Source organism: Paenibacillus sp. NPDC055715 (genome assembly GCF_053617595.1).
In genome coordinates this window covers 430,139-448,655 of record NZ_JBSHGA010000001.1, presented here as the reverse complement: position 1 = coordinate 448,655, position 18,517 = coordinate 430,139, and the positions used below count along the sequence as shown (strand labels likewise).

Sequence of the window (18,517 nt, the reverse complement as noted above, 5' to 3'; positions counted from 1 at the left end):
ACTCACTTGTTTGCATTAGAGTGAATAATGAATTTTGGGGAATCAGGTGGATTTATGTAAAGGAGAGGTTGGTATAAAATAGATATACATGAATAGTAGATACATAAAGAGTGAGGGAATAACGATGATCAAATTAATAGATATAGGTAATTTCGAGGTTCTTCCTGAGATAGCGATGCATATCGTTCAAGGCAATATATCCGCGTTACGCCAAGCGCTGACGGAAGGATGGGGTATAGAACAAGAGATCCTACTCAGCAAATATACGATGTTAAGTCCACTGGATATAAAGCAACATGGTGGAGCAACGCTGCGCAACGCGGTTAGCAAGCATGACTTAAAAACGGTAGCTTTCCTTTTTGGGCATGGTGTAGATATTAATTTCAATAACCCTAATACGGTATATCCTTATAAAGCCACGCCTTTAACAGTGGCAGCACGCAACAATAATTTTGCGATGGTGAAGTATCTGGTAGAACAGGCGTATACGATTGCCATATCTAATAAAAACGCGGAGATGGCAGATTATTTAATGTCCGTGGAGTCTCCAGCATTTCAGAACCTGGAAAATAAACGACATGCTTTAAAAAGCTACAAGCTTCCGAAGAAGCTGATAGCCTTTCTGACGGGGGACCAGCTTCGTGTAGATCTGCCTGAAAATGATTTTGATATTCAATTTGTGAGTTTTTCTCATTCATAGATACTGTTGAGATGAAGCTGGGACGGCAAAAGCTGTTGCGTCTGTCTCTAAAAGTAGACAATTACTCGGATATCGTGTTGGTGTGGAATCCAAAGCAGAAGTGTTTGGGTTATTATGACGAGGAGCATCAGGAATTGTTGCGAGTAAGCTGAATAAGGTTCAGGGCAGCGGCAGATAGAGGTTTATTTTTGCGGGTACAATAGTACTGATTGAATCGTCGGAACGTTTTTGAACGTTTACTTCTAAATTCCTATGATAAGAAGAATGAATTTACATAAAAATGGATGACCCTTACTTACAATGTAAACGCAACCATTATGATTGGGGCAGGAATTCACCATTTTGTAAAAAAAAGAAGTTGAGATGAAGTTTTTTGAATTTTTTTGAATAAAAATGATTGTTTTTTACGAGCTTTGTGGTACGATATGAACAGTTGGGGGAATGAAGATGCTGACGGAAGAAAGATACAAGTTAATAATACAGCGCTTACAAGAACGTGGTGTTGTAAAATTGCAGGAATTAGCTGATCTGTTGGGGGCTTCTGAGTCAACGATTCGGCGTGATTTGATAGATCTTGAAGGCCGTCAGTTGCTAAAGCGGATTCATGGCGGGGCAACTTTGCTGAATCAGAAAAGTCAGGAACCTGGCATGGAAGAAAAAGCATTCAAAAACGTTCAACAAAAAAATGTAGTCGCCCGTATAGCCGCCAAAGAAATTTTGGATGGCGAATGTATTTATCTGGATGCGGGAACAACAACGATGGCGATGATTCCTTACATTGAAGCTAAAGACGTGACGGTCGTGACAAATGGCCTATCCCACGTAGAAGCACTGGTAAGCAAGCGAATCAGAAGCTACCTACTGGGAGGGATGATGAAAATTCATACCAAAGCCGTAATCGGGAGTATTGCCCTACAGAATTTGGACAATTTCCGATTCGACAAGTGCTTTCTGGGAACGAACGGGGTAGATGTGGCAATGGGGTATACGACTCCTGATCCCGAAGAGGCGCTGATCAAACGGCGCGCCCATCAGCTGTCCGGCAAAACTTATGTGTTGGCCGATTCCAGCAAAATTGGTGAAGTTACCTTCGCCAAACTGTTCGAACTAAAGGAAGCTATTCTTATTAGCGAATCGGTACCTGAACGCTCACGCTTATCCATTGCTCAGAAAACTAAAATAATCGAGGGATAACAATGATATATACAGTAACGCTGAACCCTTCTATTGATTACATCGTGGAAGTTGACGATTTGAAGCTTGGGGATTTGAACCGGATGAAACGAGATTTGAAATTGCCGGGTGGCAAGGGGATTAATGTATCCCGGATACTGTACCAATTGGGAGCAGACAGCACGGCGATTGGCTTTCTCGGTGGATTCACAGGCAGGTTTATCAACGATACATTGCGGGAAGAATCCATTCAAACTGATTTTGTAATCATCGAAGATGACACCCGGATCAATATTAAGCTCAAGCATGGTTATGAGACGGAAATTAACGGTTTGGGACCTGCGATTTGTGAGCATGAAGCAGATGCGCTGGTGCAGAAGCTGTCAGGTCTCCAGAAAAATGACATTGTCGTCTTGTCGGGAAGTATCCCGCCGTCACTTGGAGGAGACTTCTATGATCGGCTGATTAGCGTATGCCAGAAGACTGGGGCTGAATTCGTCATCGACACTACAGGTGAAGCGCTGATGAAGGCACTGGTTCATAAGCCGCTGCTCGTCAAGCCGAATCACCATGAGCTGGCCGAGTTATTTGGTGTAACCATTAATTCAAAGGAGGAGATCGTCACTTACGGCCGTAAGCTGCTGGAAGCAGGTGCAAAGAATGTACTGATTTCCATGGCAGGAGAAGGAGCTTTGTTGATTACGGCAGACGAAGTGTATCACGCAAATGTACCGGCAGGAACGGTTAAAAATTCTGTAGGCGCAGGTGATTCAATGATTGCTGGATTCGTGGGTACGCTGGCTCTTCTTGGCGATCCGATCGAAGCATTCCGTGCAGGAGTGGCATCTGGAAGCGCAACCGCGTTCTCCGATGATCTGGCTACTAGAGAGAAAATTGAACAATTACGGCCGCAAGTTGCGATTTCAAAATGGTAGTCCCTGCTACATCATGAGCTTATTATGCGTGTGTCCACACGCTGGCAGAACTTAGGAGAGTGTGAAAAATGAGAATAACAGACCTGATGATTAAAGAAACGATGATTATGGATTTACAGGCTACGACAAAAGACGGGGCGATTGAGGAACTCATTGCCAGTCTCGAAGCAAGTGGTCGCATTAATGACCGCGCATTGTTCAAAGAGATGATTTACAAACGCGAAGCAGAATCCAGCACAGGAATTGGTGGCGGCATTGCAATGCCGCATGCCAAGACCAAAGCTGTGAATGAAGCGACCGTGGTTTTCGCCAAAAGCAGTAAAGGCGTAGAATTTGAATCGCTGGATGGCGAGCCTGCGAACGTGTTTTTCATGATTGCAGCTCCAGAGGGGGCAGCGAATACACATCTTCGTACACTGGCAGCTCTTTCCCGACTGCTAATTGATACCGATTTCATCGACAAGCTGATGAAGACGCAAACACCGAACGAAGTATCGGAGCTGTTTGATGCCAAGCAAGAGGAAGAGGAAGCAGCTAAAAAAGCAAAAGAGGCTGCCAAAGCACAGCAAACGCCGCACGTTATCGTTGGTAATCCGAATTCTGACGAGTTCGTGGTTGCTGTTACCGCCTGCCCTACAGGTATTGCTCACACGTTTATGGCTGAAGACGCTCTCATTAAGAAAGCGAAAGAGATGGGCGTGAATATAAGGGTAGAAACGAATGGCTCGGAAGGTGCGCAAAACGTACTGACAGCGGATGAAATTCGTCGTGCCAAAGGTGTAATCGTCGCAGCTGACAAAAAGGTTGAAATGGCTAGATTTGACGGTAAGCCTGTATTGCAAAGACCGGTAAGTGACGGTATTCGTAAATCTGAAGAACTGATCCGCAAAGCGCTAAACGGTGATGCTCCAATTTACCGAAGCGAAGGTAAGGGGAACGCGGAGGAGACGAAAGCAGAAAAAACCAGCGTCGGCAGTAAAATTTACAAAGATCTAATGAACGGTATCTCTCATATGTTGCCGTTTGTTGTAGGCGGCGGGATTTTGCTGGCTATCTCCTTCCTGTTCGAACAGGTGGCGGGAGCAGAGAATCCGATCGTCAAGCTGTTACAAACGATTGGTGGCGGAACAGGTGCGTTCCACTTCCTGATTCCGATACTGGCCGGATTTATCGCGATGAGTATTGGGGATCGTCCGGCATTGATGCCGGGTATGGTTGGCGGTCTGATGGCTGTAAACTCTAACGCAGGTTTCCTTGGCGGCCTAGCAGCAGGTTTCATGGCTGGTTATGTAGTTATTTTCCTGCGTAAAGCTCTTAAAGGTCTGCCAAAAGCGCTGGATGGTTTAAAACCAATCTTGTTATACCCGGTATTTGGACTACTAATTACAGGCGCAATTATGTTCTACCTGTTCGATCCGATTTTCGGTGGTATTAATACGTGGCTTGTCAATGTTCTGAATAATTTGGGTACGGGTAATGCAGTGATTCTGGGTCTGATTCTGGGTGGAATGATGTCGATTGACATGGGTGGACCTTTCAACAAAGCAGCTTATGCATTTTCTATCGGTGTCTTTACTTCCAGCGGTAACACAAACGGGGCTATGATGGCTGCTGTTATGGCGGGCGGTATGGTACCTCCGCTGGCGATCGCTTTGGCTTCGACGTTTTTCAAAAATAAATTTACTGAGCAAGAACGCAAGTCTGGTTTGACGAACTATGTACTCGGTTTGTCCTTTATTACGGAAGGAGCAATCCCATTCGCAGCTGCTGATCCCCTGCGCGTCTTAACCTCTTGTATTTTAGGTTCAGCGATTGCTGGTGGTCTGACGCAGTTTTGGAAAATCAATCTTCCAGCTCCACATGGTGGGATTTTTGTAGCGGCCCTTGCCAATCATGCTTTGCTATTCTTACTTGCAGTGGCGATTGGTTCCGTGATTTCCGCACTCATTCTGGGAATGTGGAAAAAACCGCTCGAATCGAAATAACTGGCATCACAAAAATATAGAAATAAGAAGAGGGACACACTCTCTCTGGTTTTCATAATAGTAAAGCCGCTAAACACCAGGTTTCTGAGTGTTTGGCGGCTTTTTCTTTATGCAAAGGTATCTGCTGCGGCCTGAAACGATTCGCGCCTGGTCTGAGCTATCGCCTACAAAGCTCCTTAACCAGTTGCATAAACAGCTTTCGGGCTGAGGACATATATTGCTGATGCTGGTTGTTCTGTAATAGTCCCATAGGAATATTAGGGTCTGTTAGCTGGAGCGGTAAGGTGACTAGGTCATCCGGCAGAGGTAATGACGATAGAACCACTCCAACCGAAGGAATCGTTTTTACAAATGAAGGTATCGACGAGATTTGGCTTACGGTATAAAAAAACGGCATCGACGGAAAGCGGGAAAGCTCTTTTTCCAGCCGGATATGGTACAGGCAGTTCTTCCCTCCAGCGATAAGCGGGTACTCATACAGGTTTTCGAGATGAAGCTCGCTTTTTGCAGCGAAGGGGTGATCACGGGATACAATAAAGGCGATTTGATCGTGATACACAGGTTCAAAGCGCAGGGCAGGAACCGAGTGAGGTTCCCCGCAAATTGCAAAATCAAGCGTGTTGTCCATCAAAGCGTTCGAGAGCGTATCCGTGTTTCCAACTGTAAAATGGCACGTCATATTCGGCTTATGCTCGCGAAACTGAAGCAGAACCGCGGGCAGTACGGAAGCCGCCACTGTTTCGATCACACCGATGTGGAGGGTGCCGATTTCCTCCTTTTTCAGAGACTTGGCCTGATCCAATACATAATTCCAATGCTGAATAAGCCCATTTACCTCTTCTGCATACACTTTGCCTGAGGCCGTTAATTCTGCATCCCAACCTCGTTTAAAAAGCTGAAATCCCAGCTCTTTCTCCAGTCTCTGAACTTGGCTGGTTACTGTAGACTGCGCGTAGTTTAATTTGGCGGCAGCTTTTGAGAAGGTTCCTTCTTCAATAATAGTGCGAAACGTGGTTAGCTCTTTCAGATCCATGAACACTCATCTCCATCGATTAAAATGAATATATTTATGACTATTTTCAATTATATAGATGAAAATAAATAGAGTACAATTAATTTATCCCAACGGACAGGAGAGATAAACATGCCATTTGTACGCGTAGGTTACATGGAGCAGCAATACACAGAGCAAGAACTGCCCTGCATTAGCCACTGTATTTTGAATGCCTTGATTGAGCATTTTCAGGTGCCAGCAAAAGATTATTTTCAGGTTTTTCATGCTCATAAGCAGAGCGAGTTTTATTACAGTCCGGATTATTTACATGTCCCCAGAACGGGCAAGCTGCTCTATATCCAAATTACGCTCGGATCAGGCAGAAGTACGGAACAAAAAAAGAGCTTCTACCAAAGGTTAGCCGAAAACTTATTCACCGAATGCAAGATCAGGCCGGGTAATGTATTTGTAACACTGGTGGAAACGGAATTAGAGGATTGGTCCTTTGGTAACGGACTTGCCCAGATGATTTTGTAGCTGGAAACTGCACATATGCACAACAGGAACGAAGGGAAGTGTTGAATAAATGAAGCATAAATTAATCACGTCGAGCGTTCGGGAAAAGGTTGGTGATTTTGCACCCGCTTTTGTGAGCTATACGGAGGATGTTCTTTTTGGAGATGTATGGAGAAGAGGTGAGCTATCTCTCAGAGAACGGAGTCTCATTACAGTTTCCGCATTGGTAGCGGGTGAGCATGCGAACCAACTTCCCTATCATCTGAATCTGGCCAAGGAGAACGGAGTGACGGAATCAGAACTGGTCGAGGTTATCACACAGCTTGCCTTTTATGTAGGATGGCCCCGAGCAGCCCTAGCTATTCAGATCGCAAAAGACGAATTTTGGAAAGAAAAAGAGAGTTAGGCGTTCGAATTATCCCCGAATTTCATAACCTAAAAGACCGCTAAGCACAAAGACTCCGAAAGTGTTTTTTATTTTCTCTTGGGTGTTTCCATCACATGAATCATGTCGTATCCATGTGTTATATAATAGAGAAAACATAAATCGAGAGGACATCATGCATTGACCTTACAACAATTAAAATATGTAATCGAGGTTGCTAATCGCGGCTCCATGAATGAGGCGGCGAAGCGGTTGTTTATTTCCCAGCCCAGTCTGTCGAACGCGATTCGGGATCTGGAGGAAGAAATTCATATCACGATTTTTGATCGTACCAATAAAGGTATCTCTTTGTCCAATGAAGGCGTGGAATTCCTCGGTTATGCACGTCAGGTCGTCGAACAGGCGGAGCTGCTGGAGAGTCGCTATCTGGATGCCAAGCCTTCACCGCAGCATTTTTCCGTGTCCACGCAGCATTACGCTTTCGCTGTAAATGCATTTGTGAATCTGGTGAATCAATATGGTCAGGATGAGTATGAACTGGCTTTGCGGGAGACAAAAACCCATGAAATCATACAGGATGTCAAAAGCTTGCGCAGCGAAATTGGAATTTTGTATTTGAACGAATTTAACGCCAAGGTGATTAATAAGCTGCTAAAAGATGCGAACCTGCAATTTAACAGCCTGTTTACCGCCAAGCCGCATATTTTTATCAGCACGAATAATCCGTTATCCCGGCAGTCCATTGTGACCATCGACCAGCTTCATCCTTATCCATACCTGTCCTTTGAGCAAGGGGAGTACAATTCCTTTCACTTCTCCGAGGAAATTCTCAGCACGTTGTCACATCCCAAAAGCATTCGTGTCCATGACCGGGCGACCCTTTTCAATCTGCTGATTGGCTTGAACGGGTATACCATTTCTACCGGGGTGATCAGTGCAGATCTGAATGGTAACGAGATTATTTCCGTACCTTTAAAATGTGAGGAGTCTATTAATGTGGGATGGATTTGTCATAAAAATGCTTCGCTCTCCAAGCTGGCTTCCGTCTATGTAGGAGCGCTGCATGAGGCGATAGGCGAATAAAATGTTTGGTATAGCCTTAGGCTATAACTAGCTATAGTTTATTGGAGTTACATTATAACTGAACATGTATGTTATCTTTCTTACAGGAACTTCACTACAGAAGTAAAAAGGAGATAACCCTAATGAGCAGCATCCATGAACATGCATCCCAACGTAAAGTGACCCCTTTCAGACATGATATGGTCGGCAGCTTTCTGCGTCCGCAAGCGATTAAAGACGCTAGAATTCAATTTCAAAACAACGAAACCTCTGCGGACGAACTGAGAAAAATTGAAGATAACGAAATTATCAAGCTGGTAGAAAAGCAGAAATCCGTAGGACTTAAAGCTGTGACGGATGGTGAATTCAGACGCTCCTGGTGGCATCTTGATTTTATGTGGGGTCTGGATGGCGTGGAAAAGGGAGAGCTTTCGAACGGTTACCAATTCCAAGGCGTGGAAACCAGAGCGGAAACCGCACGCTTGTCCGGTAAAATCGGTCACTCCCGTCACCCTTTCATTGAAGACTTCAAATTCTTGAAACAAGTAGCAGGTGAGGATGCCATTGCACGCCAAACCATTCCGGCACCAGCACAGTTCCTGGCCGAGCTGCTCCGTGGAGAGAACAAAGAAACCACCGATACCTATTACAGCAATCTGGATGAGCTGGTGACGGATATAGCCAAAGCTTACATATCCGTGATTCAAGCATTCTATAATGAGGGCTGCCGTAGCTTGCAACTGGATGATTGCACATGGGGCATGCTCTGCGATAAAAACTATTGGGAAGCCCGCCAACAAGAGGACGGCGATGTGGAAGAAACCAAAAAGCTGTTCGCTCGTGTGAATCAGGAAACCGTGAATGATCTTCCAGCCGACCTAGTGGTTACGACCCACGTATGCCGTGGAAACTATCACTCCACCTGGGCATCCTCCGGCGGCTATGAGCCAGTTGCCGAAACCCTTTTCGGCATCGACAACATCGACGGCTACTACCTCGAATTCGATACCGACCGTGCAGGCGATTTCACACCGCTCAAGCATCTGAAAGACCAACAGCAGGTCGTATTGGGCCTCGTTTCTTCCAAAACGGGTGAGCTGGAAGACAAGCAGACGGTCATTAACCGCATTAAGGAAGCCACTCAATTTGTGGATATCAACCACATCTGCCTCAGTCCACAATGCGGCTTTGCTTCTACGGAAGAGGGCAATATTTTGACGGAAGAGCAACAGTGGAAGAAGCTTGCTTTCATTAAAGAGATTGCGGACGAGATTTGGAAGTAAGGGTTTAGGGAGAGTTTAGATTAGGTGAAGGTGCCATTCATCGTTAGCCTTGGACATTAGTGAAAAGAGGGCATCAGCAATCAATGATGTTAGATTTTTGTCCTTTAGCATAACCGGCGACATTCTGTGCCAGTTGTCACCCCGAGTGATTATCGATCCATCCGAAGTGTATCAGTCCATTTTCTAAGAAGTCCTACCATGCCAAATAAACGTTGCCAATGCGCCCTGTCGTAAACCGCTTTTCTTCATACGATAAGAGTATGCTTTAAAGCAAGGAGGGATTCAGACATGGGTGGAGTTTGTCATGGTGTCGGTGGAGCTTTTACATCCACAGGCGCGATTCTGGTATTGTTCATTTTGTTGGTTATTATCTCTAAATCTTTTCTGATCTAATAGCAGATTAGCATCGCTTAAATCTGCAAAGCAGCCTTCTTTCACTACATAGTGAGGGAAGGTTTTTTTGTGTCCCCACGACTCACACATCCGCGAAGACAGCCTTTAAGCCTATTGATATTTTATAATAATCGCATTGCTGATTTGGCGACCGGGTGTGGTGAGATAGGAGCCGTTGTAATACAGCCCACTGGAAGCACCGCCGTCCAAATTCATGGCCTGATAAGCGCCTTCCTGCTTCATGATTTGAGCGAGCTGTGACATGGTGGCTCCGCTTGTGGCCAGGAGAATCAGCTTATGATCCCGTGTAATCCCGAGTGCGCTTCTGGCCCCGCTGCCTGTTAATATTTTAGGGTCCTTGAAGCCTTCAGCTTTGACATTCAGGGAAACCTTTCCGTTCGTCACCAAGCGTGGTCCGGCTTGAAGGGCGCCTTCGACGTTGCCTTGGCTTAAACGCTGCTCAAAGGCAGGACCTGAAACCAGCTCGGCCAAATGGTTAGCATCGTACGTAAAGACGGTTCGTTGGTCGCCAGAGCTTTTTTTCAACAAATTCCCGTGGCTGACCAGATAGCCGTAAGGCGTTTTGTAAGAGCTTTGGGTATACGCGTCAAAGTAGGTACCGTTTATGGCTACAACCGCTTGATTGCGTTTGGCGAGACCGCTTAAGTTCTCCACTTTGCCGATGGTATTGCCTGCCAGCGCCACGTCCAGATTCACCTTGGGATGAAGCATGGAGATGGTGACCACCTTAGCGGAGAAGGTGTGTGATCCGACCTTGAAGCTTTTGTGAGCCATCGTGATCGGTTTGGTGCTGTTGGGTAGCTTGCCCGTGAGTACCGGAAGCGTGACGGACGTTGTGCCTTGCTTGATCTGTACGGATGAGGTTTCCTTTTGCCATGAGACTTGCAGGTTTAGGTGCTGGCTGATGAACTGCAAGGGAACGAAGGTGGAACCGTTGTTGGTAAAAGGAACGCTTTGCATACGCACGGTCTGGTCATTAACTTTGGCCGTAGATTGGCCTGCAAATAAGGTGATACGGGTATCGCCTTGGGCAATCTCAATCTTTTTGTCCGTTGCCGTCTTGTTGATGGTGACCCCTTCATAGCTGTTCAGGAGGTGGAGAGGGATGAACGAATGGTTACTCTGGTCCACATAGACCAGCATAGGCGCTGGTGCAGCAGCGTAGATCGGGGTTACAAGGATTAGCAGGGACAGGATAACAAGTGCAGTGATTCTTTTCATGAATAGATCAATCTCCTTATGTAGTCTTGACACTTTACGAGGTGCTTGTACTTATATCGGGTTTATAAGTTGTAAATGTGTGTGCGAGACAGGGCGCTGGATCATCTGGCGTAACCATGAGCCACTGCGCTGGGTAATACGAATATTTTGCAAATGAGGATAATAGCAAAATCTGTTAAGCTGAACTTGGAAGAATGTGTAATGGCATATGATGCAGTTCTGATATAGAAAGGAAAGAGGTGCGGGGACATGGACAAGAAGGCGGATATTCGCACATCCATGAAGAAGTTATTTGCACATATGGATGAAGCTTTTTTTATGGATTTGGTAGAAAATGTACCCTTCGAGATGCGTGACGGCAATGTCGATGAGAAAGGCTGGATCAAGTGGAAGCCTCTTCTTTCGCAGATCACAGAGCAGGAGGTTCGGGATCTTGAGGAGACCTACCTTTTCGAGCTTCCTCCCTTGCTGAGAAGTTTCATCATGTCCTATCATTATGTGTCTTTACAATTCGATAATGAATTCATTCCTGGAGTATACTGGAGCGATTGTACCTTTATTGAGTTTCCGCGACTGCCTGTGGGCCAAGGCTTGAAGGGATTTCATGATTTGCTCCGCGAATGGTCGCCCTTGCTATCGGCAGGCTATATTCCCTTTGCAATTGCTGAGGACGATCAGGGCCCCGTTTGTTGGAATGCAGGAAGCAGACATAAGGATGGGGACTATCCCATCGTATGGTTCTTTCATGAGGATTTGCAACATCTGGAGGAGGACGATTTACGCATTAGGGATAACCTGATTCCCCATGTACAAGGGCTGTTCCCATCTTCCGTCGAGATGTTTAACGTTATGTTTAAGCAGATCAGGCACTAACAATTTCGAGAGTGGGACTACATCATGCATCTATCGTATTGACATAAAAAATGAGGAATGTTATAAAAAAAGGTAGGCTGGCACTCGAATGGGGGAAGTGCTAACAGGCTTTCCGTTTGGCCGATTCCCCCATGTGCAGCCTTACATAAGGTTTATACTCGAAAGGAGATATCAGAATGGAGAAAAAACAGTTTCAGGCTGAGTCCAAACGTCTGCTCGAAATGATGATTAACTCGATTTACACGCAAAAGGAAATTTTTTTAAGAGAGCTGATCTCCAACGCAAGTGATGCGATTGACAAAATTTATTACAAAGCGCTGACGGATGATCAACTGGTCTTTGACAAAGAAAATTACTATATCAAAGTAACGGCCGACAAGGAGAACAGAACACTGACCCTTCGCGATACCGGGATTGGTATGACGAAGGAAGAGCTGGAAAATAACTTGGGTGTCATTGCTAAAAGCGGCTCGCTGGCGTTCAAAAATGAGAATGAATCCAAGGATGGACATGATATCATTGGGCAGTTCGGGGTCGGTTTCTATTCGGCGTTCATGGTGGCGGATGTCGTTACAGTGACCACGAAAGCACTGGGCAGTGATACCGCTTATAAGTGGGAATCCACAGGTGCAGACGGGTATACCATTGAACCCGCTGAAAAAGACGAGGTCGGCTCTGTGATTGTTTTGAAAATCAAAGCAAACACCGAGGATGAGTCCTACGACGAATATTTGGACGAGTATCGTCTAAAAGCTCTGATCAAGAAATACTCCGACTTTATCCGTTATCCGATCAAGATGGATGTTACAGGCAAACGTCTGAAAGAGGGCAGTGACAACGAGTTTGAAGATTACGAAGAAGAACAGCGTATTAACAGCATGGTTCCAATCTGGAGAAAGAACAAAAGCGAGCTAACCGACGAAGATTATCAAAATTTCTATGCGGAAAAACGCTATGGCTATGACAAGCCACTCCAGCATATCCACGTCAGCGCGGACGGTGCGGTGGTGTACCAGGCTATTTTGTTCATTCCAGAAAATATTCCTTTTGATTTTTATTCCAAGGAGTATGAAAAAGGGCTGGAGCTGTATGCCAACGGCGTGCTGATCATGGAAAAATCAGCTGACCTGCTGCCGGATTATTTTAGCTTTGTTAAAGGTATGGTGGACTCCGAAAGTTTGTCGCTGAACATTTCCAGAGAAATGTTGCAGCATGACCGTCAATTGAAGCTGATTGCCAAAAATATCGAAAGCAAAATCAAAGGCCAACTGCTGACCCTGCTCAAAAATGACCGGGAAAAGTATGATCAATTCTACAAATCATTTGGCAGACAATTGAAATTTGGCGTCTACAACGATTATGGCAGCCATAAGGAGACACTTCAGGATCTGCTCATGTTCTACTCTTCTACAGAGAAAAAGCAGGTTACACTGGACGAATATGTATCGCGTATGCCTGAGGATCAGAAGTATATTTACTATGCTTCCGGAGAGTCCAACGAGCGTATTGAGAAGTTGCCGCAGACCGAAATGGTGGCCGACAAAGGCTACGAAATTCTGTACTTCACCGATGATATTGATGAGTTCGCTATTAAAATGCTCTTGAGCTACAAGGAGAAAGAATTCAAATCCGTATCGAGTGGCGATCTGGGTATTGAGGCTGACGAGAACGAGAAAGAAACAGAAGCGGAACAAAACGACAACAAAGAGCTGTTCGAGTATATGAATGGTTTGCTGGAAGGCAAGGTATCGAGTGTTAAAGCCTCCAAGCGCTTGAAGACGCATCCGGTGTGTCTGTCCGCAGACGGCGAAGTGACGATTGAGATGGAGAAAATCTTGAACGCCATGCCGAACAACGCTGATGTAAAAGCGAATAAAGTGCTGGAGATCAACATCAACCATGCGGTGTTCAACTCTTTGAAAGAGGCTTTTGCCGAGGACAAGGAGAAGGTCAATCTCTATACGGCATTGCTGTATAATCAGGCCCTGTTGATCGAAGGCTTGCCACTGCAAGACCCGGTTGAGTTTACCAACGATATTTGCAAAATCATGGTTTAACAAGGTTTTGTTTTAGTTTTGCACAAGCCGTTCCCGCACCGGGGGCGGCTTTATTTATGATAAAAAGAGGAGGGAGATTACATGAGTCTGGGTCGAGACAACCTGGAGTTCCAAAATTTAATCCGAGGCGAGGGAACGGAAGAGGGAATCGATAGCATGCTGACGGTAGTGATGCACAATACGCCCCATCCGGCGGCCAGTGATTCGATCTACGCGATCTGAGTGCGGCTGATATCGTAGATGAAGCCTTACAGTATCATCCAATCATTTTACTGGAAATAATATAATATTAACTGTTTAAGGCTGTTTCTTGGAATGCAAAAAAACTTCCGAAAACGTGTACTGACTTCCTCGAAGTGCCTTGGAAAGCACTTTTGTTCTCTTCACATCATGGCGTTTTCATTCCTGAATTTGGGAATTGTAAAATTTTTGTGACATAGTGGTGTGAATTTTCACATTGCAAATTATCGTTTTTCTTGATTATTTGGTAGGATGTCTTTATAATCATTTTGTTTGCAGGAATGATTAGCGATTAGCGTATGGAATAAGGAGGTTATTTATTTTGGGAAAAGCATTGATTATTGGCGCCGGTGGCGTGGCCAGCGTTGTGGTGCATAAATGTTGCCAAAACCCAGATGTATTTGAAGAAATTTGTATCGCGAGCAGAACTGTTAAGAAATGCGATGCGCTTAAAGAAAAGCTGGGTGGAGGCCGTACGAAGATACAAACGGCTCAGCTGGATGCTGACAACACCGACATGGTCATTGACCTGATTCGAAGCTTTCAACCGGATGTAGTTATCAATGTGGCTCTCCCTTATCAGGATTTAACGATTATGGATGCTTGCCTTGAGACAGGCGTTCATTACGTTGATACGGCGAATTATGAACCGCCGGATACGCCGAAGTTTGAATACAGCTGGCAATGGGCCTACAAAGAAAGATTCGAAAAAGCGGGCATTACAGCTCTGCTGGGCAGCGGTTTTGATCCAGGCGTGACTGGAGTATTTACGGCTTATGCTCAAAAGCATTATTTTGATGAAATTCATACGATTGATATTGTAGATGCGAATGCAGGGGACCACGGATATCCTTTTGCAACTAACTTTAATCCGGAAATTAATATTCGGGAAATTACGGCGAAGGGCCGTTACTTTGAAAATGGAGAGTGGATTGAAACTGAGCCGCTTTCCGAGAAAAAGGTATACGACCTTCCTGAAATCGGACCGAAAAACATATATCTTTTGTATCATGAAGAACTGGAATCTCTTGCAGTGAATATTAAAGGCGTGAAAAAAATCCGCTTCTGGATGACTTTCTCGGACAATTATCTGAATCATTTGAACGTGCTTCAAAACGTAGGCATGACTTCCATTGAGCCTATTGATTATGAAGGACAACAAATCATTCCATTGCAATTCCTGAAAGCCATTTTGCCAGACCCGGCTTCCCTCGGACCTAGAACCAAAGGTAAAACGAATATTGGATGTATCATCCAAGGCGTTAAAGACGGAAAACCGAAAACGTATTATGTATACAATGTGTGTGATCATGAGGAATGTTATGCAGAGGTTGGCTCCCAAGCCATTTCCTACACGACTGGCGTTCCTGCCATGATCGGCGCAATGCTTATCATTAAAGGTATCTGGAAAAAACCAGGCGTATACAACGTTGAGGAATTTGATCCAGATCCATTCATGGAAGCACTGAATAAAAACGGATTGCCATGGCAAGAGAGCTTTACGCCAACGTTGCTTGATTGAGGCCTGCCATGAATATTGATATTAGCGGACTTCCATCACCTTGTTACCTTGTTGACGAAAGACTTCTTGTGAAAAACCTTGAGGTTTTAAATTCTGTTCAAGAGCGAACAGGCTGCAATATTTTGCTCGCTCTGAAAGGATTTTCGATGTTTTCGACCTTTCCTCTGGTTGGAAAATATTTAAAAGGTGTAACTTCCAGTTCGTTGTTCGAGGCGAGACTCGGTCGCGAAAAAATGGACAAGGAGGTTCACGTATACGCACCAGCTTATGTGGACAGTGAATTTGATGAACTTTTGGAGTATGTTGACCATATCGTTTTCAATTCCTTCGATCAACTGAAACGGTTCAAAAGCAGAGTGCAGGGCGTAACTTCCAAAAAAATCGACATCGGCATTCGGGTTAATCCGGAATATTCGGAAATCGAAACGCCACTGTATGATCCTTGCTACAACAATTCCAGAATGGGTGTGACCTTGGCTAACTTTAAGCCTGAGGATCTGGATGGCGTGGACGGTATTCATTTTCATACGATGTGTGAACAGAATTCTGACACGCTGGAGCGCACCATTAAAGTCGTGGATGAGAAATTCGGGCCGTACATTAAGCAAATGAAATGGCTTAATTTTGGCGGCGGTCATCATATCACCAGAGAAGACTATGATCTGGACACGCTGGTACGCTGCATCCAATATTTTCAGGATAAATATGGTGTACAGGTTTACCTGGAGCCGGGCGAAGCTATCGCTTTGAATACCGGTTATCTGGTTGCTACCGTCCTGGATACGATGAAGAACGGAATGGATATTGCCATTCTGGATACTTCGGCTGAATGTCATATGCCTGATGTACTGGCTATGCCATATCGCCCGAATATCATTGATGCAGGCAAGCCTGGTGAGTATGCACACACCTACAGACTCGGTGGACTTACTTGCTTGGCAGGAGATGTGATTGGGGACTATTCCTTTAAAGAGCCATTGAAGCCCGGAGACAAGCTTGTGTTCTGCGATATGGCCCATTATACGATGGTCAAAAACCACATGTTTAACGGAGTCAACCTGCCAGCCATCGCCAGCTACAACGACGAAGAAGGCATCAAGGTAATCCGGCAGTTTTCCTACGAGGATTTTAGCTCCCGTCTGTCGTAAGAAATAAATGGGGCTTTAAATGATTGAGTGTACCGAATGGAATAACTGAACTTCCAAAAGCCGCGCCCCTTGAGATAGGGACGCGGCTTTTGGTGTAGTTAGCAGAAGAGACTCTATAGTCAAATATATGTCCTTCAGGTTGAAGCTCTAGTGCAGAGACAGCTAGGTAGTATTCCTTATCTTTTTCAACATTTGTATCTAAAAAGTTTTCAGAATATCTATCTCCCTGAATTGTATACACATCGTAGTTTTCCCGCATCCCCTGCTTCTTACTCCGGCACGGTCGGTCATGAATTTACAGAAATCTGTAGGGTCCCTTGGTGTCATTACGAACTGGCCATTTATATTCTTCTATGATACAGCTACATTCCTAATATGATGTTTTACAAAAATCAACAATAAATAACATTTTACAAGACATATGAACACCCAATATGGCTCTTATTCAGTTGATTATAGGTTTTGTTAGAAAGCTTTTTTGCTGGAAAATCAATATATTTCTTGGCTGCCTACATTTATGATATACTCGTTTGATTGAAAACCTATTTGAATGCTAGATGAATGAATCATATAGAATGACAGGCAGAGGTGAAATGAACATGTTCGACCCGACGATTTTTGATAATTTAAAAGTAGCTATGGAAAATGCAGTATATGATCTGGATAATCTGGATTCACGTATTGAAGTCACACAGCGGATTGATCGATTGGAAATGTCTGTGATGTCGCGCGAATTCGCTATACAGTTCAGGCTGACGGAACGACTCGGTGTGACAGCAGAAATTCGCTTAAAGGCAGATTTAAACAACTTGGCTGCGGAAATTTTGGAGATTGAAGATCAGATCCCCGGATGTGTGCTGCTGCTCAGCTTCTATATGGAGATTCGTGAGGTTGAAACACAATGCAGTCAGATTGAAGATATATTGACGCACATTTGGAAGCCGGATCTTAGGCCAGTCCAAACGCTCTGCTTTGTTTATGGGGAGAAGGTAGCTACATACCAAAACAAGATCGAGCTTCAATTTTCCAGACAAATTAATGAAGATCAGATGGAGGATATCCCAGAGCTGTTGGAGCATATTTTGCAGACGCTTATGGAATTACAGAAGGTCTAAAAAGACATAATTTTGATTTCAGTGATTTAATATTATTGGATTAAATTAGAAATTGAAGTTAAATTAAAGGAGTTGAAAATATAAAATGAATGAACTTGAATTCTCCCAAGTGTATGCGATTATGGAAGCCTCTTTTCCTGAAACGGAATGCAGAACCTTTGCGTCGCAAAATGCTCTGCTTATTCATCCTTCTTATCGCTTAATCACAGAAAAGGATCAACATGGGCATACGGTCGCTTTTCTGGCAGGCTGGGAATTTACACATTTTCGGTTTGTAGAGCATATTGCGGTAGATCAGGCGATACGTGGTGGTGGGTTAGGTAAAAAGCTCATGAACAGATTTATTTCACAGTCCGGTAAACCGGTAGTGCTGGAGGTTGAGCCACCTGAGGATGAATGGACTCGGAGAAGAATTGGTTTTTATGAACGCTTGGGATTCCATCTCAACGATTTTGAGTATGCACAGCCTCCTTTGAGGGAAGGACAGGCCGATCTGAGGCTTCAAATTATGAGCTATCCGTATGCGCTGACAGAACAGGATTTTGCTCCGTTTAGACAAATTTTATATACCGAGGTTTATGGGCTATAATGAGAGAACGTATATAATCGGTTTTTATAAAAAATGTAAAAGGTTCTGCTTTGGTTGTAATCATACGGGAGCAGAGCCTTGTTTCATTGAGACAGCGTACCTTCATGATGGTTGTGTCTTGTCCAAACCATTACTAATTCCTTTTTACGAGTTTCTGGATCAATGGATTCCTCTTGAATGGGTGTTGGACCGATATACTTTCAATCGGATTTGATCATGTTGCTGCTTAACCCAGTATGTAATCTTGTTACGATAGTGTGATGTTAAAAATAAAAAAGACCGTCCGTAGACGGTCTGAACTGTGA

Annotated in this window: 18 protein-coding genes and 1 pseudogene; 16 read left to right on the top strand and 3 right to left on the bottom strand. The window is 44.5% G+C overall.

The window, feature by feature from the left end; genetic code table 11:
- Positions 1-124: 124 nt before the first annotated feature.
- The 4 genes and pseudogenes from ACWGOO_RS02075 to ACWGOO_RS02060 form a co-directional block, all read left to right on the top strand.
- Positions 125-834, top strand: a pseudogene (locus ACWGOO_RS02075) (ankyrin repeat domain-containing protein); the annotation flags it as partial.
- A gap of 313 nt (positions 835-1,147) precedes the next feature.
- Entirely contained in the window at positions 1,148-1,894 is a 747-nt protein-coding gene (locus ACWGOO_RS02070) for a DeoR/GlpR family DNA-binding transcription regulator (protein WP_452481073.1), read from the top strand.
- Positions 1,895-1,896: 2 nt separating this feature from the next.
- A complete protein-coding gene (gene pfkB, locus ACWGOO_RS02065; protein WP_452481072.1) occupies positions 1,897-2,808 on the top strand; it encodes a 1-phosphofructokinase in 912 nt (303 codons plus the stop codon).
- 68 nt (positions 2,809-2,876) lie between these two features.
- Positions 2,877-4,793, top strand: a complete 1,917-nt coding sequence (locus ACWGOO_RS02060) for a PTS fructose transporter subunit IIABC (protein ID WP_452481071.1) — start codon at positions 2,877-2,879, stop codon at positions 4,791-4,793.
- Positions 4,794-4,950: 157 nt separating this feature from the next.
- Here the strand turns inward: ACWGOO_RS02060 and ACWGOO_RS02055 are convergent, their stop codons facing one another.
- Entirely contained in the window at positions 4,951-5,826 is an 876-nt protein-coding gene (locus ACWGOO_RS02055) for a LysR family transcriptional regulator (protein ID WP_452481069.1), read from the bottom strand.
- A gap of 111 nt (positions 5,827-5,937) precedes the next feature.
- Here ACWGOO_RS02055 and ACWGOO_RS02050 point away from each other — a divergent pair, with 111 nt between their 5' ends.
- From ACWGOO_RS02050 to ACWGOO_RS02030, 5 genes are all read left to right on the top strand, one after another.
- On the top strand, positions 5,938-6,324 hold the full coding sequence (locus tag ACWGOO_RS02050; protein ID WP_452481067.1) for a tautomerase family protein: 387 nt from the start codon (positions 5,938-5,940) through the stop codon (positions 6,322-6,324).
- Positions 6,325-6,373: 49 nt separating this feature from the next.
- Complete coding sequence (locus tag ACWGOO_RS02045; protein ID WP_452481065.1) at positions 6,374-6,709, top strand: carboxymuconolactone decarboxylase family protein; 336 nt, start codon at positions 6,374-6,376, stop codon at positions 6,707-6,709.
- Positions 6,710-6,868: 159 nt separating this feature from the next.
- On the top strand, positions 6,869-7,771 hold the full coding sequence (locus tag ACWGOO_RS02040; protein ID WP_452481063.1) for a LysR family transcriptional regulator: 903 nt from the start codon (positions 6,869-6,871) through the stop codon (positions 7,769-7,771).
- Positions 7,772-7,893: 122 nt separating this feature from the next.
- Entirely contained in the window at positions 7,894-9,033 is a 1,140-nt protein-coding gene (locus ACWGOO_RS02035; RefSeq protein WP_452481061.1) for a 5-methyltetrahydropteroyltriglutamate--homocysteine S-methyltransferase, read from the top strand.
- 288 nt (positions 9,034-9,321) lie between these two features.
- Entirely contained in the window at positions 9,322-9,426 is a 105-nt protein-coding gene (locus ACWGOO_RS02030; protein WP_452481059.1) for a YjcZ family sporulation protein, read from the top strand.
- 111 nt (positions 9,427-9,537) lie between these two features.
- On the opposite strand, the gene ACWGOO_RS02025 is transcribed toward ACWGOO_RS02030, so the two are convergent.
- Positions 9,538-10,668: a phosphodiester glycosidase family protein gene (locus ACWGOO_RS02025; protein WP_452481057.1), complete on the bottom strand. Its 1,131-nt coding sequence runs from the start codon at positions 10,666-10,668 to the stop codon at positions 9,538-9,540.
- 249 nt (positions 10,669-10,917) lie between these two features.
- On the opposite strand from ACWGOO_RS02025, the gene ACWGOO_RS02020 reads away from it, so the two are divergent.
- The 5 genes from ACWGOO_RS02020 to nspC all read left to right on the top strand — a co-directional run bounded on the left by ACWGOO_RS02020 (position 10,918) and on the right by nspC (position 16,508).
- A complete protein-coding gene (locus ACWGOO_RS02020; RefSeq protein ID WP_452481055.1) occupies positions 10,918-11,541 on the top strand; it encodes an SMI1/KNR4 family protein in 624 nt (207 codons plus the stop codon).
- A gap of 176 nt (positions 11,542-11,717) precedes the next feature.
- A complete protein-coding gene (htpG, locus tag ACWGOO_RS02015) occupies positions 11,718-13,598 on the top strand; it encodes a molecular chaperone HtpG (RefSeq protein WP_452481053.1) in 1,881 nt (626 codons plus the stop codon).
- Between the two features lie 81 nt (positions 13,599-13,679).
- Entirely contained in the window at positions 13,680-13,820 is a 141-nt protein-coding gene (locus tag ACWGOO_RS02010) for a hypothetical protein (protein WP_452481052.1), read from the top strand.
- A 340-nt stretch (positions 13,821-14,160) separates the two neighbouring features.
- On the top strand, positions 14,161-15,360 hold the full coding sequence (locus ACWGOO_RS02005) for a saccharopine dehydrogenase family protein (protein ID WP_452481050.1): 1,200 nt from the start codon (positions 14,161-14,163) through the stop codon (positions 15,358-15,360).
- Positions 15,361-15,368: 8 nt separating this feature from the next.
- Positions 15,369-16,508 carry a carboxynorspermidine decarboxylase gene (gene nspC, locus ACWGOO_RS02000; RefSeq protein ID WP_452481048.1) on the top strand — a complete coding sequence of 380 codons (1,140 nt, stop codon included), beginning with the start codon at positions 15,369-15,371 and terminating at the stop codon, positions 16,506-16,508.
- Here nspC and ACWGOO_RS01995 read toward each other — a convergent pair.
- Positions 16,489-16,767, bottom strand: a complete 279-nt coding sequence (locus ACWGOO_RS01995; RefSeq protein ID WP_452481046.1) for a hypothetical protein — start codon at positions 16,765-16,767, stop codon at positions 16,489-16,491. The two genes, nspC and ACWGOO_RS01995, sit on opposite strands and share 20 nt — an antisense overlap.
- 340 nt (positions 16,768-17,107) lie before the next feature.
- On the opposite strand from ACWGOO_RS01995, the gene ACWGOO_RS01990 reads away from it, so the two are divergent.
- Both ACWGOO_RS01990 and ACWGOO_RS01985 read left to right on the top strand, forming a co-directional pair.
- The gene (locus ACWGOO_RS01990) at positions 17,108-17,623 is read left to right on the top strand and encodes a hypothetical protein (protein WP_452481593.1); all 516 of its coding nucleotides are present in this window, start codon (positions 17,108-17,110) and stop codon (positions 17,621-17,623) included.
- Between the two features lie 85 nt (positions 17,624-17,708).
- Positions 17,709-18,212 (top strand): GNAT family N-acetyltransferase, encoded by a 504-nt coding sequence (locus ACWGOO_RS01985; RefSeq protein ID WP_452481044.1) that lies wholly within the window; start codon positions 17,709-17,711, stop codon positions 18,210-18,212.
- The last annotated feature ends 305 nt before the right edge of the window (positions 18,213-18,517 follow it).

What these genes read in the sequence shown, in the direction of transcription:
- ACWGOO_RS02070 (WP_452481073.1), top strand. Translation starts at nt 1,148, where the DNA reads ATGCTGACGGAAGAAAGATACAAGTTAATAATACAGCGCTTACAAGAA.
- pfkB (WP_452481072.1), top strand. Translation starts at nt 1,897, where the DNA reads ATGATATATACAGTAACGCTGAACCCTTCTATTGATTACATCGTGGAA.
- ACWGOO_RS02060 (WP_452481071.1), top strand. Translation starts at nt 2,877, where the DNA reads ATGAGAATAACAGACCTGATGATTAAAGAAACGATGATTATGGATTTA.
- ACWGOO_RS02055 (WP_452481069.1), bottom strand. Translation starts at nt 5,826, where the DNA reads ATGGATCTGAAAGAGCTAACCACGTTTCGCACTATTATTGAAGAAGGA.
- ACWGOO_RS02050 (WP_452481067.1), top strand. Translation starts at nt 5,938, where the DNA reads ATGCCATTTGTACGCGTAGGTTACATGGAGCAGCAATACACAGAGCAA.
- ACWGOO_RS02045 (WP_452481065.1), top strand. Translation starts at nt 6,374, where the DNA reads ATGAAGCATAAATTAATCACGTCGAGCGTTCGGGAAAAGGTTGGTGAT.
- ACWGOO_RS02035 (WP_452481061.1), top strand. Translation starts at nt 7,894, where the DNA reads ATGAGCAGCATCCATGAACATGCATCCCAACGTAAAGTGACCCCTTTC.
- ACWGOO_RS02030 (WP_452481059.1), top strand. Translation starts at nt 9,322, where the DNA reads ATGGGTGGAGTTTGTCATGGTGTCGGTGGAGCTTTTACATCCACAGGC.
- ACWGOO_RS02025 (WP_452481057.1), bottom strand. Translation starts at nt 10,668, where the DNA reads ATGAAAAGAATCACTGCACTTGTTATCCTGTCCCTGCTAATCCTTGTA.
- ACWGOO_RS02020 (WP_452481055.1), top strand. Translation starts at nt 10,918, where the DNA reads ATGGACAAGAAGGCGGATATTCGCACATCCATGAAGAAGTTATTTGCA.
- htpG (WP_452481053.1), top strand. Translation starts at nt 11,718, where the DNA reads ATGGAGAAAAAACAGTTTCAGGCTGAGTCCAAACGTCTGCTCGAAATG.
- ACWGOO_RS02010 (WP_452481052.1), top strand. Translation starts at nt 13,680, where the DNA reads ATGAGTCTGGGTCGAGACAACCTGGAGTTCCAAAATTTAATCCGAGGC.
- nspC (WP_452481048.1), top strand. Translation starts at nt 15,369, where the DNA reads ATGAATATTGATATTAGCGGACTTCCATCACCTTGTTACCTTGTTGAC.
- ACWGOO_RS01995 (WP_452481046.1), bottom strand. Translation starts at nt 16,767, where the DNA reads ATGCGGGAAAACTACGATGTGTATACAATTCAGGGAGATAGATATTCT.
- ACWGOO_RS01990 (WP_452481593.1), top strand. Translation starts at nt 17,108, where the DNA reads ATGTTCGACCCGACGATTTTTGATAATTTAAAAGTAGCTATGGAAAAT.
- ACWGOO_RS01985 (WP_452481044.1), top strand. Translation starts at nt 17,709, where the DNA reads ATGAATGAACTTGAATTCTCCCAAGTGTATGCGATTATGGAAGCCTCT.